General features: G+C 58.6%; 18 protein-coding genes and 1 pseudogene. 10 read left to right on the top strand and 9 right to left on the bottom strand.

What is annotated here, in order from left to right; translation table 11 throughout:
• Positions 1 to 7 precede the first annotated feature (7 nt).
• From K1558_RS32995 to K1558_RS06820, 3 genes are all read right to left on the bottom strand, one after another.
• The gene (locus K1558_RS32995; RefSeq protein ID WP_420800414.1) at positions 8 to 1,003 is read right to left on the bottom strand and encodes a DnaJ C-terminal domain-containing protein; all 996 of its coding nucleotides are present in this window, start codon (positions 1,001 to 1,003) and stop codon (positions 8 to 10) included.
• A 288-nt stretch (positions 1,004 to 1,291) separates the two neighbouring features.
• The gene (locus tag K1558_RS06825; protein WP_238650645.1) at positions 1,292 to 1,762 is read right to left on the bottom strand and encodes an Hsp20/alpha crystallin family protein; all 471 of its coding nucleotides are present in this window, start codon (positions 1,760 to 1,762) and stop codon (positions 1,292 to 1,294) included.
• A 195-nt stretch (positions 1,763 to 1,957) separates the two neighbouring features.
• Positions 1,958 to 2,521, bottom strand: coding sequence for a GNAT family N-acetyltransferase (locus tag K1558_RS06820; RefSeq protein ID WP_238650644.1), 564 nt, complete (start codon positions 2,519 to 2,521; stop codon positions 1,958 to 1,960).
• 105 nt (positions 2,522 to 2,626) lie between these two features.
• On the opposite strand from K1558_RS06820, the gene pdxR reads away from it, so the two are divergent.
• Positions 2,627 to 4,045 carry a MocR-like pyridoxine biosynthesis transcription factor PdxR gene (gene pdxR, locus K1558_RS06815; protein ID WP_238650643.1) on the top strand — a complete coding sequence of 473 codons (1,419 nt, stop codon included), beginning with the start codon at positions 2,627 to 2,629 and terminating at the stop codon, positions 4,043 to 4,045.
• A gap of 21 nt (positions 4,046 to 4,066) precedes the next feature.
• On the opposite strand, the gene K1558_RS06810 is transcribed toward pdxR, so the two are convergent.
• The gene (locus tag K1558_RS06810; protein ID WP_238650642.1) at positions 4,067 to 5,050 is read right to left on the bottom strand and encodes a helix-turn-helix transcriptional regulator; all 984 of its coding nucleotides are present in this window, start codon (positions 5,048 to 5,050) and stop codon (positions 4,067 to 4,069) included.
• A gap of 307 nt (positions 5,051 to 5,357) precedes the next feature.
• Between K1558_RS06810 and K1558_RS06805 the strand changes: the two genes are divergently transcribed.
• Both K1558_RS06805 and K1558_RS06800 read left to right on the top strand, forming a co-directional pair.
• Positions 5,358 to 5,783 (top strand): VOC family protein, encoded by a 426-nt coding sequence (locus K1558_RS06805; RefSeq protein WP_238650641.1) that lies wholly within the window; start codon positions 5,358 to 5,360, stop codon positions 5,781 to 5,783.
• A 58-nt stretch (positions 5,784 to 5,841) separates the two neighbouring features.
• Positions 5,842 to 6,075 (top strand): hypothetical protein, encoded by a 234-nt coding sequence (locus tag K1558_RS06800; protein ID WP_238650640.1) that lies wholly within the window; start codon positions 5,842 to 5,844, stop codon positions 6,073 to 6,075.
• A gap of 53 nt (positions 6,076 to 6,128) precedes the next feature.
• Here K1558_RS06800 and K1558_RS06795 read toward each other — a convergent pair whose 3' ends face one another.
• From K1558_RS06795 to K1558_RS06785, 3 genes are read right to left on the bottom strand one after another with little or no spacing between them, the layout of a single operon-like run.
• A complete protein-coding gene (locus K1558_RS06795; protein WP_238650639.1) occupies positions 6,129 to 7,028 on the bottom strand; it encodes a DNA-3-methyladenine glycosylase family protein in 900 nt (299 codons plus the stop codon).
• Positions 7,009 to 7,593, bottom strand: a complete 585-nt coding sequence (locus tag K1558_RS32725) for a methylated-DNA--[protein]-cysteine S-methyltransferase (RefSeq protein WP_274528447.1) — start codon at positions 7,591 to 7,593, stop codon at positions 7,009 to 7,011. The genes K1558_RS06795 and K1558_RS32725 overlap by 20 nt, the downstream gene beginning before the upstream one ends.
• The gene (locus tag K1558_RS06785) at positions 7,574 to 8,164 is read right to left on the bottom strand and encodes a bifunctional transcriptional activator/DNA repair enzyme AdaA (RefSeq protein ID WP_238650638.1); all 591 of its coding nucleotides are present in this window, start codon (positions 8,162 to 8,164) and stop codon (positions 7,574 to 7,576) included. Before K1558_RS06785 ends, K1558_RS32725 begins: the two co-directional genes overlap by 20 nt.
• A 168-nt stretch (positions 8,165 to 8,332) precedes the next feature.
• Here K1558_RS06785 and K1558_RS06780 point away from each other — a divergent pair, with 168 nt between their 5' ends.
• The 4 genes from K1558_RS06780 to K1558_RS06765 all read left to right on the top strand — a co-directional run bounded on the left by K1558_RS06780 (position 8,333) and on the right by K1558_RS06765 (position 15,018).
• Positions 8,333 to 8,797: a GyrI-like domain-containing protein gene (locus K1558_RS06780; RefSeq protein WP_338019676.1), complete on the top strand. Its 465-nt coding sequence runs from the start codon at positions 8,333 to 8,335 to the stop codon at positions 8,795 to 8,797.
• Between the two features lie 141 nt (positions 8,798 to 8,938).
• On the top strand, positions 8,939 to 9,838 hold the full coding sequence (locus K1558_RS06775; protein WP_238650637.1) for a copper amine oxidase N-terminal domain-containing protein: 900 nt from the start codon (positions 8,939 to 8,941) through the stop codon (positions 9,836 to 9,838).
• 510 nt (positions 9,839 to 10,348) lie between these two features.
• Entirely contained in the window at positions 10,349 to 11,986 is a 1,638-nt protein-coding gene (locus tag K1558_RS06770) for an SWIM zinc finger family protein (RefSeq protein WP_238650636.1), read from the top strand.
• Positions 11,983 to 15,018, top strand: coding sequence for a DEAD/DEAH box helicase (locus tag K1558_RS06765; RefSeq protein WP_238650635.1), 3,036 nt, complete (start codon positions 11,983 to 11,985; stop codon positions 15,016 to 15,018). The genes K1558_RS06770 and K1558_RS06765 overlap by 4 nt, the downstream gene beginning before the upstream one ends.
• A gap of 10 nt (positions 15,019 to 15,028) precedes the next feature.
• Here K1558_RS06765 and K1558_RS06760 read toward each other — a convergent pair whose 3' ends face one another.
• Positions 15,029 to 15,823, bottom strand: a complete 795-nt coding sequence (locus tag K1558_RS06760) for a hypothetical protein (RefSeq protein WP_238650634.1) — start codon at positions 15,821 to 15,823, stop codon at positions 15,029 to 15,031.
• Positions 15,824 to 16,461: 638 nt separating this feature from the next.
• Between K1558_RS06760 and hflX the strand changes: the two genes are divergently transcribed.
• The 3 genes from hflX to K1558_RS32990 all read left to right on the top strand — a co-directional run bounded on the left by hflX (position 16,462) and on the right by K1558_RS32990 (position 18,311).
• Positions 16,462 to 17,733: a GTPase HflX gene (hflX, locus tag K1558_RS06755; RefSeq protein WP_238650633.1), complete on the top strand. Its 1,272-nt coding sequence runs from the start codon at positions 16,462 to 16,464 to the stop codon at positions 17,731 to 17,733.
• 113 nt (positions 17,734 to 17,846) lie between these two features.
• Positions 17,847 to 17,969 carry a hypothetical protein gene (locus K1558_RS32720; protein WP_274528446.1) on the top strand — a complete coding sequence of 41 codons (123 nt, stop codon included), beginning with the start codon at positions 17,847 to 17,849 and terminating at the stop codon, positions 17,967 to 17,969.
• Positions 17,970 to 18,110: 141 nt separating this feature from the next.
• Positions 18,111 to 18,311 (top strand): ATP-binding protein, encoded by a 201-nt coding sequence (locus tag K1558_RS32990; RefSeq protein ID WP_238650632.1) that lies wholly within the window; start codon positions 18,111 to 18,113, stop codon positions 18,309 to 18,311.
• A gap of 56 nt (positions 18,312 to 18,367) precedes the next feature.
• Here K1558_RS32990 and K1558_RS06745 read toward each other — a convergent pair.
• A pseudogene (locus tag K1558_RS06745) lies at positions 18,368 to 19,203 on the bottom strand (collagen-like protein); the annotation flags it as partial.

The raw sequence follows: 19,203 nt of genomic DNA, 5'->3' as shown, positions 1-19,203 counted from the left end.
TTCATCATTACCCTGTTGTCGCCCTGCGCCGCTGCGGGCCGCCGGGACTATTGCGCTTGGCTCCGGCCTGGAAGCTGCCGGCCTCGGCAAGCTGGCGGTACAGCTTTTTCTCCTCTTCCGAGACAGCTGACGGAACGACTATGTCCAGCCCGTACAGAATATCGCCATTTGTCCCGTCCGGGCGCTTCAGCCCCTTGCCGGAGAGGCGCAGTATTCTGCCGCCGGCAGATCCGGCGGGGATCTTCAGCTTCACGCTGCTGCCGTCCGGCAATGGCACCTTGGCCTCCCCGCCGAGCACGGCCTGCCAGGGGGCAATCTCAACGGTGGCGAACAGGTCGCCGCCGTCCGGCTCATAGATCTCATGCGGCAGCAGATGCAGCGAGATCAGCAGATCGCCAGTCTGCCCGGCCCCGCTGCCGCCGCCAGGAACCCGGATTACCGTGCCTTCGGCTGAGCGGGCCGGAATCTGCACGCTGAGGTCCCGGCCCGCCGCCTGAACGCTGACCGTTCCGCCCTTGTAGGCCTGCTCCAGCGTAATCTCAAGCTGGGCCTGCATCGTGCTGAACTCATCGGCCCATGGGCCTCCCCCAGGGCGGCCGCTGCCGCTGCCGGAGAAGAAGTCGAAGCCCGCGCGGTCCGCCGCTCCCCGGCTGCCGAAGAACATGCCGAACAGATCATCCTCCCCGATTCCTCCGGAGGCAGCTCCGCTGCCCCAGCCTGCGCCGAATGGGGATTCCCATGACGCGGAGGAGGCCGAACCGCGCTGCCCCCGGGAGCCGCCGAAGCCGGCTCCGTAGCGGAGCTCCTCGTCATAGATTTTGCGCTTTTCCTCATCGCCCAGCACCTCGTAGGCTTCGGCTGCTTCCTTGAACCTCGCCTCCGCCTCGGGGGCTTTGTTGACGTCGGGGTGCCATTTTTTGGCCAGCTTCTGATAGGCCTTCTTAATCTCCTGCTTCGAGGCCTGCCTGCCGACACCCAGCGTATCATAATAGTTGGCTGCCACCGGTACCTCCTCCTCTCGTATAATGGGAACCCTACTTCTCTTAGGATACCGCTCTCTATTCAGCCTATTCCCAGAATGGACGATCATTCAACTTCTTCTTTCGGGAAAAGACGCATCATAGCCGGGATCCCCACTACAATGCGCCTTTGATATGAACTGCTATATGAAAAGCCCGGTGAACTCCTTCTGCCGCCCGGGGAACCGGATGGGCCGCGGCCGCAGCCGCTTAGCCCGGATTCCCCTGATAGCCGGCTGCTTCAGCCGGGCTTGGAAGCTCTGCTTCCTCTTTTATTGCAGCTGCGGGTTAGAATCGTTGCCGCCGTCCTGGATCTCAATCCGTTTGCCTTGCGGCTTCTGCCGCTTCGGCACCTCCAGGCTCAGCACTCCGTCTCTCAGGGAAGCGCGGATGCCCGCATCGTCAATATCCTGAACATAGAAGCGGCGAACATATTCGCCATACCGCCGTTCCCGGCGTACCGTCTGATGCTCCTTGCTCTCCTCGCTGTTCTCTTCCTTGCGTACGGCCTTGATCGTCAAGTAAGGGCTGGAGTAATCGATGTCGATCTCTTCCTTCTTGAAGCCCGGAAGCTCAGCCTCAATCAGATACGCCCCTTCACTCTCGCGGATGTCGGTCCGGAAGCTCAGCGCCTGGCTGGTCAGCGGTGAGAAGAAATCATCGTTAAACATCTCATTCAGCGACTTCGCCAGCATCCCGAATGCATCATCTCTGCGTTTGCCAAAAGGAACCAAATCAAACATAATCCATTCTCCTCTCATTTGACTTTTTTCGGTCGTGGTTTGACTTTGACTTTATTTGACCTTATGGCTTTATTATAGTCCGGGTCCCTGAGGATGACAAAACCCGTATAAGCCGAAAAACCGGGAAAATCCGGCGTTTCGGCGAGGTTTTTCGTATAAATTTTAACATTTTTAAAAAATTGACCTTTTTTGACCTTACTGCTCTTTTTTCAGATAACGCGCCCGGTATTCACTCTCCAGCATCGCCATCATGATGACGTCATGGTACTCATGGTTATAGTAGAGCGTCTGGCGGCGGATACCCTCATGGACGAACCCGATGGACTCATAGACATGCGCAGCCCGGACATTGTAACTGTAGACCTCCAGCTCTATCCGGTGCAGATTCAGGATGCCGAAGCCATAGTCCAGCAGAAGCAGCAGCGCCTCACGCCCGTACCCCTTGCCCTGATGGCGCCCGTCCCCGATGGCGATCCGCAGATTAGCGTTCCGGTTGTCCGGATCGATATCCTGAATCGCGATGTCGCCGATCACCTCACCGGTCTCCTTCAGCGCTATCAGCAGCAGCACGGAGCTGTCATCCCCGGATTTATGGGCGATATACTGCTCAATCTGCTCTTTGGTGATATGCTTCTTGGTTCCGGTCAGCCTGCGGACTTCATCCCCGTAGAACAAATGATAGTATACTTCCGCGTCTTCCCCGTTGAGGGGGCGCAGAACGATCTTGTTTCCTGTTAAAAGCGCGGTTTGCCTGTTCATTCCTGTCCACTCCCATTGTTATAATTGCCCTTATAGTAATATAGAACTGCATACTATAAAATATACAGAATCGTAAGATTTCAAAGGACAGATGGAGGAGCTGCTATGCTGCTTGTGCCGAAATTGAATGAACAGAGCGGGATTCCTTATTACATACAGCTCTATGATTATTTCACCAAAGCGATCCTCGGCGGGGCTCTGGAGAGCGGGACCCGCCTGCCCTCCATCCGACGGCTGGCGGCGTTATGCGGGATCAGCGCCACTCCGGTGGAGCTGGCTTACCAGCAGCTGGCGGCGGAAGGCTTCATTGCCAGCAGGCCGCGCAGCGGCTACTATATTCTGCCGGTTCACAGCAGCGGCAGTGCGGCAGACAGCGGGGAGCGGCCGCGCCAGGCGGGCCGTCCAATCACACCCCGCGATTCGCGGCGGTTCGCTTTTGATTTTCACATCTCGCGCAATGACTTCTCCCTGTTCCCGCACAAGGTCTGGCGCAGTCTCTATCAGGAGCAGCTTGCGAATGCCGACCTGCTGCAATATGGCGATCCGCAGGGCGAGCCTGCGCTCCGTCAGAGCATCGCTGCCCATCTGCGGCGGTTCCGCGGGCTGAGCTGTACAGAGGAGCAGATCATAATTGCAGGCGACCAGTATACCTTGTGCTCCCTGCTGTGCCTTCTGCTGAAGGACCGCGTGAGCGCGCTGGGCATTGAAGATCCCGGCTATCATCTGCTGCCCGCAGCCTTCAAGCGCAGCGGTTACAGGATCATGCCGGTTCCGCTGGAGGAAGACGGACTGAATCTGGACAAGTTACATGACAGTGGTGCAGACGCGGTGTATCTCTCTCCTTCCCATCAGTTCCCCCGGGGTATGGCGATGCCGATCGCCAAACGCCTCGCCTTGCTCGAATGGGCCCGGTCCACGGGCGGCTATATCATTGAAGATGACTATGACGGGGAATTCCGTTATCACGGGCGGCCGATCCCGGCGCTTCAGGGGCTAGCCGAGGGCAGTCCGGTGATCTATATGTGCAGCTTCGCACAGTCCGTAGCTCCAGCGCTGTGCATTCATTATATGGTGCTGCCGGAGGAGCTGCTGCCGCTCTATCACAGTCTGAGAAGCGAGCTGTACCTGGAGCACTCGGCTTCAAGGCTGCATCAGATTGCGCTGCATTACTTCATGGAGCGGGGTTATTTCGAGCAGCACCTGCGCCGGATGCGCCTGCTCTACCAGCGCAAGCATGATGCGCTGCTGCGCTCAATCAGGCAGCATTTCGGCGATTCCGCTCTGCTCAGCGGAACGGATGCCGGCTTCCATCTGCTGCTCACCTTGACCGCGCCGGGCGCAGGCAGCGCGAAGGAGCTTGCCGCTGCCGCAGAAGCGGAGGGCATCCGCGTCACCCCGATGTCTTATACATGGTGGGATCAGCCGGACCGGGATGAGCCCGTATTCATTCTGGGCTTCGCCGGGATCGCCGAGGAGCTGATCAATGAAGGCATCCGCCGGCTGGCCGGAGTGTGGCTGAGGTAGGCTCTTAGGGCCTGCTTAACATCAGGCCCCCGAGCCGGAGCCCTGCTCATCGTATTTGGCCAGCATATCTGCCAGCATCCGCTTCACCTCTGCCTTAAGCTCCGGCGGCTCTTGTACAGTAGCCTCACTGCACAGGCCAATCACTAACCGCGCGAAGAAGCTCAAATCACTCTCCGGTACCTCCCCCTCCAGCCAGCCCGTGCCGTCTGGACGGATGTGCAACATTTGCCGGGACCACACCTCCGCCTCACAAGCCTGAACGCCCCCGCTCCCAAGCTCCACCAACAGCCGGATGGGGCTTGCCGTTTCCTTCCGGGCCGGACGGCTGAACTCAGCCATGTTGTCCAGGTGGACCTCCCTGAGATCAAGCGCCTCCGGCCCGGATTCTCCATACCCTGCGGAGTACATCCGGTCACAGCGGAACACACGGAACCCTTCACTCAGGAAGCAGTACGCTGGACAATACCATAAACCGCTGTTGGCATAGATACCCACAGGCTGAATCCAACGTTCCCCGCGCCGCCCCTTCGATTCATAATCAATTAGCAGCACCTGTTGCCCGGTGGACGCCTCCAGCAGCAATGAGAGATACGGGAATTCCGCCTGCCGCTCCGGGGTCAGGAAGTCAATCCGGTGCTTCATCTCATCAATCCGGTCCCGGACATCGCCAGGCATATAGTTATAGAATTTATGCAGGGCTGACAAGGACTCCTCCTTGAACGGCAGATACTTATAGTGGCGCAGCGCATGGCTCGCAAAAAAAATCGCCACCGCCTCCTCCTCCGTAAACGCAATCGGCGGCAAAATCCGCTCCTTCAGCACCTGATAACCTCCATGCGGCCCTACTTCAGAGTAGAGCGGCACGCCCAGCTCCCCCAGCTCCTGCAAATCGCGGAGAATGGTCCGGGATGAGACCTGGAATTCCTCGGCCAGCTCCCTGACGGTAAATTTGCGTTTGCGGTTGACCGTCATCATCAGGTCCAGCAGTCTTTTGGATTTCGGCATGGTGTTTCGCTCCTTTCAGCACTTCTTATTTACTCCAAGCGTAAACGTCACTACGGTGAACATTTGGACTTCCGGCCGCTGTTGTCCCCAGATTTCTCTGATTATACCGCTACTCGCGGTAGAAATCCGGTGACAAAGGCGGACGCTCCCGCTCCTACAGTTCCAAATTTCCCCTCCGCTTCTTTTCGCCTTTTGATATTATTTATGGCTTCAATATAACTATGACAGAACCTGTCACTATCACAGATTACACTATAACCATAGCCGGTAAGCCAAGGCAAATTAAACTCTAAGGAGCGAATGTGACATGAATCTGCAAGTGAACCCTTATATTCTGGTGGACGGATCTGCTGAGGAGGCGATTGCCTTTTATCAGGAGGTGCTGGGCGCTAAGGTGCTGTTCAAGCAAACGATGGGCGAAGGCCCGCAGAACCCGGAGAGTCCGATGACGGAGCAGGAGAAGGCGAAGATTGCCCATGCGGTGCTGCTGGCGGGAGAGAGCAAATTCTTCGTGGGGGATTATGAGGCCGGGATGCCGCGCAGCCGGGGCAACAGCATCAATGTGTGTCTCTCAGTGGCTACGGCCGATGAAGCGGCGCAGCTCTATACGGCGCTGAAGGCAGGCGGAACCGTAGATATAGAGCTGGCCCCCACCTACTACAGTCCCGCTTACGGCATGGTGACCGACAAGTTCGGGGTATGCTTCCAGATCTTCACGGTGAACGGGCGGTGAGGCTGAGATAACATCGGGCCGATGGGCAATGCGGGCAACACACATTGGGGGAAACACTATGCTCAAAGCCCGTGTGCCTGCGTGCCGGCCGAATGTAATTGGTTTTTCGATTACATTCGGCCCGTCCGCCATCGCGGCGTCCATTGTAATCGGTTTTTCGATTACATTCGGCCCGTCCGCCAACGCGCCGCCCAATGTAATCGGTTTTTCGATTACATTCGGCCCGTCCGCCATCGCGCCGCCAAATGTAATCGGTTTTCCACATACATTCAGGATCGGGCGGATCAGCTAGACCAACACAAACGAAGCCCTGGCCCCCGAAATCCGGCGGGACAGGGCTTCGTTCTAATATAACGCCCGCCACAGGTAGAAGGTGGCGTAGGCTTCCCAGCCCTGCCACGGCCGGGCCAGGTCGAGCAGCTCCGCCGGCGTAGGCTTGCGGTCCATGCCGGTCAGATGCTTGATCACGTTCTGCAGGCCGACATCGCCGACCGGATAGGAGGATGCATCGCGCAGGCAGCGCATCCGCACATACTGCGAGGTCCACGGACCGATCCCGCGGATCTGCAGCAGCCGCTGCTCGGCAGCCTCCGGAGACGGGAGCGCCAGCAGCTCTTCCCGGCTTAGTTCTCCGGCTGCGATCAGCCCGGCGACGGTAAGAATGGTCTGCGCCTTGCTGCGGGTTAACTGCAAAGCGCATAATTCCTCTAGCTGTACCTGCGCGAACACCCCGGGTTCGGGGAACCGGTAGTAGGTCTGCCCCTCCCATTCCAGCGCTTCACCGTATTCTGCGGTCAGGCGCTGCTTCAGCCTGTAGGCAAAAGCCAGATTCACCTGCTGGCCCAGAATCGCCCAGCACAGCGCCTCGAACAGATCCGGGATGCCGATGATCCGCAGTCCCCGGTGCTCGCTAGCGAGCGGCCCAAGCAGCGGGTCCGCCGCCGCCAGCTTGTAGAACGGGGCAAGATCCCGGTCCAGATCAAACCATTCCACAATGTAGCGGGCCAACGCCTCCTGCTCCAGCACACTAGGGATCGCTCCATGCAGCCGGGTTACACTCAGCCTATGATCCTCGGACACACTGAGCCGCACCAGCAGCAGGCCGCCCTCTATCCTGAACAACCGGGTCACTCCCGCTTCATCTGTGCGGAACAGACACTCCAGCGGCGAACGGTTCATATATTCCAGACAGGCATCCAGGTCGAAATCCTCCGGCAGCGGCAGCTCAAAAAGCAAATCGTTCATGCCCCGCCGCCTTCACATTCAGAATGCCTTCCAGCTCCAGCAGCTCCTGCTTCAGCTGCAGACCGCCCCGGTAACCGGTCAGTGTGCCGTTCGCGCCGATGACCCGGTGACAAGGCACTATGACCGGCACCGGATTCTGCCCGATAGCCATCCCTACCGCACGGACGGCCAGCGGTCTGCCAATCCGCTCCGCCAGCTCCTTGTAGCTGGCAATCCCGCCATACGGAATCGTCAGCAGCCCCCGCCAGACCTCCTGCTGAAACGGTGTGCCCCACAAATCCAGCGCAAGGCCGCTGAAATCCACCGGCTCACCGGCAAAATACCGCTCCAGCAGCCCTATCACGCCAAGCTGCTCAAACCTCTCCGCTCCCTCTATGAATGCACAGACGGGAGCATATCTTTTCAGCCAGACAGCCGGCAATTGGCCTCCGTCCTGCGGGTAGGACAAGCGGATCAACCCCTTATCGCTGGCCCACAACGTCCACTCCCTATCCCCCAGCTTCACGGTATGATGATAGATCGTTACTGTATCTGCGCTCCGGCTGTTATTCCGGTTTGGCTTCATGCGAATCTCCTCCTTCTTGATGCTTGGTGCGGTAATAGGTAGGGGACAGCCCCGTCTTCTTCGCGAACCAGGCGGCAAAATGGGACGGCGTGCGGAACCCCACTGCCGCACCAACCTCTGCCACTCCCGCCTCCGTCTCCGCCAGCAGCCTGCGGGCTTCTTCCACACGCAACGCATCCAGCCGCGCTGCCGGCGACAGGCCAGTGACGCGCTTATAGGTCCGCTGCAGGTGGAACGGGCTGACCTTCAGCTCTGCAGCCATCGCCTGCAGAGTCAGCTTGCTGCCGAACCGCTTGTCCATGATGGCATCCGCCTGCGCCGCCAGCACCGCATCCGGCCGGAGGGTGCCTCCTTCTTCAGGGCGGCATCTTTTGCAGGGCCGGAAGCCTGCCTCTACAGCCTCCTGTAAGGAGCCGTAGAACACCACATTCGAGGCCTTCGGCGTCCGGGCCCGGCAGGACGGGCGACAGACAATATGCGTCGTCTGCACCGCCGTATAATAGATGCCGTCATAGGTCGGCTCACGCCGCACCACCGTTTCATAGATGCGCTCAAACAATTGCGGGTCCATCTCCATCACCTCTTACCGCCAGTATAAACGATTCGTTTCGGCTTATGCAGCCTATGGAGATAGGAGAGCAAGATTACGACAGTGAGACAGATGAACAAACCATTGGAAAAACTATGTGAGGAAGAAAGTGGAAAACATCAGCTAATAATGCTATTATTGACTGCTTGAATTAAGTACGTTATCCAATTTATTATCCATCAGGATGCCTATAGTGAAATCCCTGCGTTTGTAGAGAAAATCTGGAACGATGGGACGCATGACCGTATTAACGAAATGGCAGGCAGACCTGCGGGCTCGCTGCTGTTCGGTTATTACTATGACTTCCGTGAGGATGGGACCAAACGGTATCTGATGGGAATGGAACTGCCGGAAGGAATGGAGGTACCGGAAGAGCTTGACCACCTGACTGTGCCTGACCAGACGTATGCTGTATTCGATTGCCTGGATAAGGTGCCAAATGACCCGGAGCTTGGATCGGAGATCAAGAGTGTGTGGCGGCGGATCTATTCGGAATGGTTCCCGTCGTCAGGCTTCGAGCAAGTAGAAGGTCCGTGCATCGAGAAATACTTCTGGACGAACGATGAGCACGATGAATGTATATGCGAGGTATGGATTCCTGTAGCGAAGAAGTAAAATACAACATTCCCTATAAGCCCTCTACCAGCCATAAAGGCATTTGGAGGGCTTTTTTACGGGCCAGGGTGACGTTTGTTACCCCCTCACTCTCACGCTATAATCAATATATACAAATTACTGGAAGGGAGCGATTGGTCTATGTCTTCATTAAAAAATTGGCTTCCTGCCTGTTGCATTATGCTGTTCATGCTTATGCCTCCCAACGTTATTCTGGCAGCCCCTGCTTCCGGCCCGGCCCGGTCAACCGCAAGACCTATACAGGTTAACATCGATGGTGCTTTTATCTCTGCTGACAGCAGTCCTTTCATACAGTCTGGCCGAACGATGATTCCCATCCGCACGCTTGCTTCCCTGGGGCTCCATTATTCCTGGGACGCTACCCGCCATACGGTCACAGTCACGAATTCCTCTAATGACCACTTTGAAATGACTCAGGGGCAATCGGTGGCTTACAAGAATGGCGCGCCTGTACAGATGGATAGTGAAGCCAACAATTACAACGGACGAATCATGGTTCCCGCAAAGTTCGTCAGTGAGGCATTCGGATACAGCGTGTACTATGAAAAGATAAGGGAGATCATCTTCATTCAGTCCAGGAATTTCACTCCTAATGCCCAGACTATCCATTCAGCAGACCTTAAGCAGGCCCGCCTGGCGGCCATTTCGATGCCGGTCCGCTACTCTTTCAAACCGGGTACAAGTGTGCAAAGTGACCACTCCCAATGCTTCAGCTATTCCTTTGCCTCAAAGGACGCCACCCGCTATGCCTACAGCAATGGAGAAATAACCACCGTGGTTGAGATTACTGAAACAGCAGCAACAGCCATATGGCAGGCTTCAGAGGCAGATATCCCCGGTTATCCTGCTACTACATTCGGCGGTGTACAGCCTGCGTATATTTCCGATCTGTTTCAGGATTCTTTTAGCTACAACAATGGGGTGTATAGCGGTTATCACAGGCTTAACGATGGCACTGTAACAACTTTTAAATTCCCCGGCCTCTCTTATACGGAGCTGATCCGGGCCATACCGGAGTAAGGAATCTATATGCCGAAGTTAGCTCCCGGGAAAAGGGTATACCGGTCCAGATATTTTGCCGTGTCCGGTACCCTCTTCACGGACTTGATTTTCTCCTGTCCAAAAACAAAATTTCACCTCTCCACCTTCACCTTGTAATCATCCTCCGCAGTCACTCCACCAAGTACTCCCTGATGAACCCGTTCGTCATTGTTGCATATTTTGCAGGATTCTTCCAAAAAAACTTATGGGCAACGGCACTATGTTGCATAAATTGCAGGAACTTCGGTGTTTAGAGCAAGTTTGCGCTGGCTTTGTTGCATTTCGTGCAGGATTTCAGCATAGACCGTTTCCTATAAGGCAGGATTGTTGTATTTTCTGCAGGATTTCTCTACAATGCACAAGCATGGCCCCTCTGGCCGTCAACCATATCATACCTGCCAGGATTTCAGACTTTTCCGGGATACGCGATACAATAATGATATAATGGAACGACGGATTCACCTAATCTGCTACAGGAGAACGATAGCCATGCAGCAACTATATGAACTGGACGATGCCGGATGGGACAAGCTCATCGCAGAGGTCGCCGGTAATTTCGATGATCTGACCCTGAAACGGGGATTTCAATATTATAAGCAGCAGCGTGTGCAGGCCTTCCGGATGATCACGCCGCATCGGATCATGTCGCTGGTCGAAGGCAGGGAGGACTATGCGGTCTCTATCGATCTGGACGATCTGGAGGAGAGCCATTGCGATTGTCCCGTATCCGGGCTGTGCAAGCATATGGCGGCGGTGCTGATGAGCTATGCCGAGCGGGTGGAGAAGCCGGTGCATTCCATCGCCAATGCCAAGGCCCTGGTGGACCGGCCCAAGCTTCCCTCGTATGCGGATGCCGTCCCTCCCGGACAGCGCAAAGAACATCTGAAGCAGCTCGCAGCACAGCTTCCCGGAGGAACGGTGCAGCAGTGGCGTGAATTCATATTTCTCGCCATTGAGCCTCTGGCCCATACGGTGCGGAATCCGCAGTATGCCGAGCGGGCACTGGCCGCCATCTCCGGGGCGCAGCCCAAGCTGGCACCTGCTGCCGCCAAGCTCTTCAAGCTCCACTCCTGCCTCTGCGTGCTGGACAGTCTGATTAAGCCCGGAGGCCAGCCGCTGGCATCCAATATCTATTCCCTTGGTTACTCTGTCGGCTACTACACCTCCATTGCCATTTCCGAGCTGCAAAAGCAGATCATAATCCTTATGAACCAGGGCCTGCCGCTGGCGGAAGCCCCTGAAGAATGGACCAGAATCGATGATACCATCGCTTGTCTGCGCAGCGAGATGCTGGCAGAATCCCGTGACCGTTCGCGGGATCAGCCTTACTTTGCTGCTTGTTATGCGCTGCTGTGGATTCACTGGATTGCACCGAATGTAAAGGGAACTGAGCTGTACACCCGCGAGCTGGAGGAGCTGGACAAGGCCGGAGAGCAACTGGGCGCTGCGGCGCCCCGCCATGCCCTGCTGCTGGCCAGAAGCCGGATGCTGGCGTTCCTGCATGACGATACCGCCGCGCTGGAGGAGCTGCGCACCGCCGCCGAGCGGCCCGGGCTGCACCCGGAGGAGCTGATGAGCTTCGTGACCCCGCTGGCGGAAGCCCGCCAGTGGGAGCGTCTGGCGCAGTGGCTGGCCGCCGTCGGGCCGCTGCTCAGCAGCCGCCTGTATAATCTGCGGGATTATGCGAGCTATTGGGATAAGGCGGTACGGCATCTGCCTGAGGCGGAGCCGCAGATGTGGGAAGCTCTGTCGGCCATGCTCCCGCTGTCGCGCGAGATCTATGAGGAGCAGCTGCTGGCCTACGACAGATGGCAGGAATGGATGGACATGCAGTTATCCTCCGGCCACACGCCTGCCCACTTCCGGGTGAGCGACCTGCAGCCGGTGGAGAAGAATGCGCCGGAGCTGCTCCTGCCGTTCTATCATCAGGCGGTGGAGCGCTTCGTGCTGGAGAAGAACCGGCACAGCTATAAGGCGGCAGTGAAGCTGCTGAAGCGCCTGGCGAAGCTGTACAAAAAAACAAAACGCGAAGCGCGCTGGAACGAGTTCCTGGAGAGCTTTACCGATAAGCACAGCCGGCTGCGCGCGCTCCAGGAGGAGCTGCGGAAGGGAAAACTGATTCCATGACGACCATGATGCGCAATATTACAGTCCAGCTTGCCTTAAGCCAGTACGGGGACGCGCTGATCTACGGGGTGGATGACCGGGATGATTACATGCCCGGCGTCCTGCTCAAGCATCAGCTGTTTGCCTGGCATGAGGAATCCTTCTACGGCACGGAGCTGGGCACCTCGAAGGCCGATGAGGTTGAGCTGGTGGTGCTTCCGGCCGAGCAGGTGCTCCCGTTCTTCGCCGACCTGCGGCTGCTCCGCCATGTCGGCTGGAGCTGGCAGGGCGATGCGAAGCTGCTGGTCCGGCTGGCCCCGCTGCTGGCGGGCCTGCTGGAAGCTAAGCGCTACGCGCCCAGCCTGGCGGCCTACCGGGAAGGCCAGCTCCGTTGGGCCTGGGACAGCAAGGCGCTCGCGGCTGCCGCCGAAGCCGACTGGGACGATGCGGCTGCGCTGCACAGCCTGCAGGAGCGCAGCGGCTTCGCCGAAGGGCTGCAGGCCGCCTTCTCAGCGGCGGTCTTCCAGCGGTACTACGGCACCGAGGCGCAGGCCGGTGACCTGCGCAGTGAGTTCCCGCTGCTGTTCAGCGGGAACTCTAGCGCAGCGGCCGGGATGGACGAGGACAGCTGGCTGATGTCCATCGGCTGGAAGGCAGACACCGCGCCGTTCCGGCCGGTGCTGCAGCTGCTGGAGCCGGACGCCGAGCTGCCGCAATGGCGGCTCCGGCTGCTCCTGCAGGACAAGCGCGACGAGTCCGCGCTTGTGCCGCTGCGGCTCTCCGGGGACGGCGAGCCGCATGGCCAGTGGCCCGCCGCGTGGGAGGCGCATGTCCGCGAGCGGGCGGAAGGATGGCTGCCGCGGCTGCGCGGCAGCCTGCCGGAGCACATCGGGCATGGTGCCGATGTGCTGGCGGAACCGCTGAGCGGCGAGGCCGCGTGGCGGTTCCTGAGCGTAGACAGCCGCCTCCTGCTGGAGGCCGGCTGGCAGGTGCTGCTGCCGGCGTGGTGGGAAGCCGCCAGCCGCAGGAAGCCGCGCCTGCGGGCGCGGATCAGCTCCGGCAGCGCCGAGGGCGGACGCGGGCAGTCGCTGTTCGGGCTGGATGCGCTCGTCGACTTCGACTGGCGCATCTCCATCGGCGACGCCGATCTGTCCGAGGCGGAGTTCGCCGATCTGGTGGCGCGCGGAGAACGGCTGGTGCAGTTCCGCGGCCGGTGGATTGCGCTCGATCCTGCGCTGCTGGCGCAGATCCAGCGGGCCATGGCCGGGATGGACAAGTCGGGCGGCATGTCCTTCCAGGATGTGCTCCAGCTTCACCTGCTGAACAGCGGGGAGGACGGCGGCTCGCCGGAGGAAGCAGCAGAGCAGGCTGAAGCAGAGGCCGCCCGGGTGAAGCTGGAGGTCGAGCTGAACGAGCATCTCGTGAAGCTGATCGGCCAGCTTGCCCAGCACAGCCAGTGGCCGAAGCCGCCGGTTCCGGCCGGCCTGCGCGCCGAGCTGCGCAGTTACCAGCATGAAGGCTTCGCCTGGCTGGCATTCCTGCGCCGCTTCGGCCTGGGCGCTTGCCTCGCTGATGACATGGGCCTCGGCAAAACCGTACAGCTCATTGCCTACCTCCTTCATGTGAAGGAACTGGAGGCAGAGGCAACCGCCTCCGGTGAGCAGGCCGCCCGGCGGCAGACCGATCCCCCAGGCTGGCCGGCGCTGATTATCTGTCCGACCTCGGTGCTCGGGAATTGGCAGAAGGAGCTGCAGCGCTTCGCCCCCTCCCTGAACGTGATGCTGCATTACGGAAGCAGACGGCTGGACGCCGGGTATTTCTACGGCGCGGCCTCGCAGGCCGATGTCGTCCTGACCTCCTATGCAACCGCAGCGCTGGACCAGGAGCTGCTGAAGCAGTTCACCTGGGCCGCCGTCTGCCTCGATGAAGCGCAGAATATCAAGAACGCCGGAACGAAGCAGTCCGCCGCTGTGCGCAGCTTCCCGGCGCTGCACCGGATCGCCCTGACCGGAACGCCGATCGAGAACCGGCTGTCCGAGCTGTGGTCGATCTATGACTTCATTACGCCGGGCTATCTGGGCACCGCCAAGGGATTCCAGGACCGGTTCGCCGGTGCGGTAGAGAAGGAGCGGAATGCCGAGCGGACCGCCGATCTGCAGCGGCTGGTCAAGCCGTTCATGCTGCGCCGCAAGAAGAAGGACCCGGCCATTCAGCTGGATCTGCCGGAGAAGAACGAGATGAAGACGTATATTCATCTGACCGCAGAGCAGGCCGCCCTCTACGACCAGCACGTGAACACCCTGCTGGAGCGGATGCAGAAGCTGGAGGGCATCGAGCGCAAGGGAGCCATCCTGGCTGCTCTGACCAGTCTGAAGCAGCTATGCGACCATCCGGCGCTGCTGACCAAGGAGGCGCTGCCTCAGCCGGAGGACGGAGGTGCGCTGGACACCGGCCCGCTGATCGAACGCTCCGCGAAGCTGGAGCGGTTGCTCGCCATGGTCCGCGAGCTGCGGGAAGAGAACGAGCGCTGCCTGATTTTCACCCAGTACGTGGGAATGGGATTGATGCTCCAGGCCGTCCTCCGGCAGGAGCTGCAGGAGCCGGTGCTGTACCTGAACGGCAGCACCCCGAAGAAGACACGCGACCGCATGATCGAGCAGTTCCAGGCTCCGGCGGTGCCTGCGGGCGAAGCCGCAGCGGACAGCGCCGGAGCTCCATCCGGCCAGCCCAATGTCTTCATCCTCTCGCTGAAGGCGGGCGGGGTTGGCCTCAATCTGACCGCCGCCAATCATGTATTCCACTTCGACCGCTGGTGGAATCCGGCGGTGGAGAATCAGGCCACTGACCGGGCCTACCGCATGGGCCAGACCCGGGATGTGCAGGTGCACAAGTTCATCTCGCTCGGTACACTGGAGGAACGGATTGACGAGATGCTGGAGACGAAGCAGCAGCTCAGTGATGACGTCATTTCCGGCTCGGAGGGCTGGATCACCGAGCTGTCCACAGACGCGCTGAAGGACCTGTTCACCCTGCGACGGGAATGGGTGGGATAAGCCCAAGCGTTCACCACTGCTCCGCCATCCGGAAGGCAGCGGCCATATTATCCTCGCCGGCAAGCGAGCTGACCACCAGTGTGACCGGGCTGTCCTGCAGATTATAGAGCAGCTGCTGGCTCAGCAGATTCACAGCGACATTCTGGTACGCCCCGGATATCCCTGAGCCGATGCCCTGTGTAATGACTCTTCCGCCGGTGACCGCCGTACAGGTATAATTCACCAGCAGCGCCGTCTCGGTGACAGGAATGGCGGTTGTCGGCGTCGGGTAATTCACGAAGGCACCGTTCACGGTCCCGCCGGCGATGATTTTATAGCGGATCGGAGTCGAGGCCAGAATCTCCAGTCCGTCCGGCCGGATCTCAGCGGCAACCGCTTCAGGAATAGTAATGGTGGCGCTCCGCCGGAAGCTGATAACTGCGGTGTCACTGGCGGTCACAGCAATGTTACCCCGGAATTCCGAGGTAATCCGGTTCAGCGCAACCGGCTGGACCGGAACGGAAATCCATAGCCCGTTACTGTCCACCAGATAGATACGGACCCGCATCTGCTCCAGAGAGTACAAGACATTGAACTGGAAAAAGGGATGCGTCACATTATAGGTCCGGGTGACAACCTCCCGGTATCCCAGCTGGAATAACTCCTGGGCAAATAAGGTTTCCGGACTGACGTCGCCGTTAAGCCCTGTCAGATACAAAGAGCCTTGATTGGTTCCATTATTCACGATTTTCACCACAGCTTGACTGATGGACCCTGCTCCCGGGGTAGGGTTCTTTGTTAACATATTGGTCGTCAGTACTGGCATAGTGATCACCCTCCCATGAAAGCTGCTTTCTATAGCATATGCAGCGTGAATTTGGAAGTTTCTGGTCCATTGGCAGACAGAGCAGCCGCACATCTCAGGAAAACTGCCGGAACTGGGGGTTGTTGCCAGATGAAGGCAGCTGTGTTAGAATCAATTTAACTTTTGAAGAACGGAGGGTTGCAAGTGATAATAGACTTTATCCGGATTCGTACTTTACGCGGCTAACCAATGTTCATAGCGCGAAAGCTCTGCCCTGTGCAGAGGACTCAGGATAGGTCTGTCCATTACTGGCGACCCATAACATTGCTTCCCATAGACAATAGACAATCGGCCGGACAACCGGGATCAGGATTCAATCCGCTGCCAAGACAGGGACAGGTGTCCTCAGCTTCCGGCGCTCAGGAGACTTATGCTCCCGGAGCAGGAGCTGTCAGAGCAGGTTCAGGTCAACGTACCTGCCGAAGGATAGGCCCCGGCAATCGGTGTACTCCCGGCGGCTGAGATCTCCATCCGATTAGTGGTCTATGACGGGGCATTGCTGTATCACCCTATTCTGCAGTTCCTCCACTTACTGTGCGCACAGGCAGATCGCCTGTGTTTTTTTGCGCTCAAATTATACTATGGAGGATGATTAATATATGGAAACCGTACAACCAAGAGCAGTCATCGTCGGCATACAGCTGCAGCATGATACGAACTTCGCCTATTCAATGGAGGAGCTGCGCAATCTGGCCGACGCCTGCGACATTGAGGTCGCAGCAGAGCTTAGCCAGAAGTCAAGCCGGGTCAATCCCTCGCATTACCTCGGAACCGGCAAAATCCAGGAGCTCGCGCTCCTGATGGAGCAGCATGAAGCCACGGTCGCCATCTTCAACGATGAGCTGTCCCCGTCCCAGATCCGCAATCTGGAGGCTGCCCTGGACCGCGAGGTGATCGACCGGACCATTCTGATTCTTAATATCTTCGCCCAGCGGGCCAAGACCAAGGAAGCCCAGCTGCAGGTGGAGGTCGCTCAGCTGCAGTATATGCTTCCCCGCCTGAGCGGGCTTCGTGATTCGCTCGGCAGACAAGGCGGCGGGTCCGGCCTGAAGAACAGAGGCGCCGGCGAGACGAAGCTGGAGCTGGACCGCAGACGGATCGAGGAACGGATCTCCGCGCTGCAGCTTGAACTGCAGGTGCAGGTATCGCGGCGGCAGATACAGCGCAAGCAGCGGCATAAGAACGAGGTGCCGGTGGTCTGTCTGGTCGGTTACACCAATACCGGCAAGTCGAGCCTGATGAACACCCTCGTGGAGACCTATCATCCCGGCTCAGGCAAAGGAGTGCTGGCGAAGGATATGCTGTTCGCTACGCTGGAGACCTCCGTGCGCAGCATCGAGCTGCCCGGCCGCAAAACCTTTCTCTTAACCGATACCGTCGGCTTCGTCAGCCAGCTGCCCCATCATCTGGTGAAGGCCTTCCGCTCGACGCTGGAAGAGGTCACGGAAGCAGATCTGCTGATTCATGTGGTGGATATTGCCGATCCGCAGCATGAGCAGCATATGGCCGTCACCCGGGAGACACTGAAGGCGCTGGGCGCTGATAATATCCCTACGGTGTATGCCTGCAACAAGGCCGATCTTACCGGCCAGCCGTATCCGCAGGTGGAAGAGAACTCGGTGACCCTCTCTGCCTTGCAGAACCGCGGAATTAAGGAACTGGTCACCCTGATCCGCAGCCGGATCTTCACAGACTATATCCAGTGTGAGATTCTGGTCCCGTTTGACCAGGGCAGCCTGGTCTCCTACTTCAATGAACACGCCGATGTGCAGGCGGTCAGCTATGAGGAGCAGGGCACACGCCTCAAGCTGGAATGCCGGGCCGCCGATTATGAGCGGTTCAAGGATGATTTTATCGAACTGCCGCAATAACCCTGTGATCTAAGAGAAGCTGGACCCCGGATTGTTCCGGTTCCAGCTTCTTTGCTGTTCCTATCACCGCGCCGGGCGGTACTTTATCGAAACTTTACCTCGGGCTGCGTGAGATGAAAGAATTGATCAAGCGGCTGGCCCGGGAGGACAATATTACGTTTCTGATCCCCAGCCACATGCTCCATGAAATGCAGGACCTCTGCTCCCGGGTCAACATTATGGGCTCTGCCGCTTGACCTGCAGAAGGTGAATTGTTACGACTGGACCTCCAGCCTGTTCGGAAGCCTCCGCAGCGCGTGTCTGCTGCGCGGACTCTCCCCTCATTCGATAACAAGATAGTCCCTGAGTCAGCACCTGGTTCTGCGGGTGAAGAACGAGTGGGACGGCTTGCTGCCGGCAAGGCGGAGAAGATCTTTGAGCGTTTCTATACGGAGGAGCACTTAGAGGCCCATGGGCATCTCGGTCTGGGCTTATCCATAGCCAGGACGATTATCCAGTCGATGAGGGGGACGATACAGGCACAGCTCTCAGAGGATACGATTATCAGGCTGGAAATCGAACAAGGCGCTCCACATTAGCTGTGGAACGCCTTGCTGTGCCATATAAGCGGTCTTCATCCCTTATCGCTGAAGCCTTAGGTCAGCCGGCAGGCGGACCAGACAACGCCGGAAGAGGTGCCTCCAAGATCCAGCGGAATCGTTAAACCGTCTGCTACATAGAAGAGCCCAATCACATCGCCCGCCGTCAGATCAAACTCCCCGGCCAGCGTTACGGTGCCGTTCCCAAGAATCGTCCGCAGCGTCAGTACAAGCGCAACGTTAACATTGAGCAGCGGGAACAATCCGGTGACCAGATCGGTTACCGTTGGCGAGGTTCTCCGCACGACAAAGGCCGGATCAACCCCTCCTCCTAATGAAATCGTGATTGCAGCCGTAGTACTGTAGTTAATGGTCGCCTCAAACGAATACCGGCCTGATGCCGGAATTGTATAGTTCCCTGTAGTCTCATTAAATGTGGCACTGTCATAGTAGGGTGAGGTCACTGTCCAGCCGGCAAGCTGGGTACTGGTCGAGACCGAGAGCGAGGGCAAGAACGCCGAGAACCCTTCCGCTGCAATATTCGGGCCTGTTGCGCCGGTCGCTCCCGTTACCCCCGCTACGCCTGTTCCAGTGGCTCCTGTCGCACCAGTTGCACCAGTCGGCCCCGTCGCGCCGGTCACGCCTGCTCCCGTTGCTCCTGTCGGCCCGGTCGCACCCGTCACTCCAGCCCCCGTTGCCCCGGTCACACCGGTCGCTCCCGTCACTCCAGCCCCGGTCGCTCCTGTCGGCCCGGTCGCACCCGTCACTCCAACTCCCGTCGCTCCTGTCGGCCCGGTTGCTCCCGTCACTCCTGCTCCCGTTGCCCCAGTCGGCCCCGTCGCGCCGGTCACGCCTGCTCCCGTTGCTCCTGTCGGCCCGGTCGCACCCGTCA

Source organism: Paenibacillus piscarius (genome assembly GCF_022234545.1).
Classification (GTDB): Bacteria; Bacillota; Bacilli; order Paenibacillales; family Paenibacillaceae; genus Paenibacillus_AQ; species Paenibacillus_AQ piscarius.
The sequence above is the reverse complement of the archived record's forward strand: the minus strand, read 5'-3'. Positions and strand labels throughout refer to the sequence as shown.

Excerpts from the sequence above, each read along its gene's own strand:
- K1558_RS06775 (WP_238650637.1), top strand. The coding sequence starts at position 8,939 with ATGTCTTCATTAAAAAATTGGCTTCCTGCCTGTTGCATTATGCTGTTC.
- K1558_RS32720 (WP_274528446.1), top strand. The coding sequence starts at position 17,847 with ATGAAAGAATTGATCAAGCGGCTGGCCCGGGAGGACAATATTACGTTT.
- hflX (WP_238650633.1), top strand. The coding sequence starts at position 16,462 with ATGGAAACCGTACAACCAAGAGCAGTCATCGTCGGCATACAGCTGCAG.
- K1558_RS06770 (WP_238650636.1), top strand. The coding sequence starts at position 10,349 with ATGCAGCAACTATATGAACTGGACGATGCCGGATGGGACAAGCTCATC.
- K1558_RS06760 (WP_238650634.1), bottom strand. The coding sequence starts at position 15,823 with ATGCCAGTACTGACGACCAATATGTTAACAAAGAACCCTACCCCGGGA.
- K1558_RS06825 (WP_238650645.1), bottom strand. The coding sequence starts at position 1,762 with ATGTTTGATTTGGTTCCTTTTGGCAAACGCAGAGATGATGCATTCGGG.
- K1558_RS06795 (WP_238650639.1), bottom strand. The coding sequence starts at position 7,028 with ATGAACGATTTGCTTTTTGAGCTGCCGCTGCCGGAGGATTTCGACCTG.
- K1558_RS06765 (WP_238650635.1), top strand. The coding sequence starts at position 11,983 with ATGACGACCATGATGCGCAATATTACAGTCCAGCTTGCCTTAAGCCAG.
- K1558_RS06820 (WP_238650644.1), bottom strand. The coding sequence starts at position 2,521 with ATGAACAGGCAAACCGCGCTTTTAACAGGAAACAAGATCGTTCTGCGC.
- K1558_RS32725 (WP_274528447.1), bottom strand. The coding sequence starts at position 7,593 with ATGAAGCCAAACCGGAATAACAGCCGGAGCGCAGATACAGTAACGATC.
- pdxR (WP_238650643.1), top strand. The coding sequence starts at position 2,627 with ATGCTGCTTGTGCCGAAATTGAATGAACAGAGCGGGATTCCTTATTAC.
- K1558_RS06805 (WP_238650641.1), top strand. The coding sequence starts at position 5,358 with ATGAATCTGCAAGTGAACCCTTATATTCTGGTGGACGGATCTGCTGAG.
- K1558_RS06800 (WP_238650640.1), top strand. The coding sequence starts at position 5,842 with ATGCTCAAAGCCCGTGTGCCTGCGTGCCGGCCGAATGTAATTGGTTTT.
- K1558_RS06810 (WP_238650642.1), bottom strand. The coding sequence starts at position 5,050 with ATGCCGAAATCCAAAAGACTGCTGGACCTGATGATGACGGTCAACCGC.
- K1558_RS06785 (WP_238650638.1), bottom strand. The coding sequence starts at position 8,164 with ATGGACCCGCAATTGTTTGAGCGCATCTATGAAACGGTGGTGCGGCGT.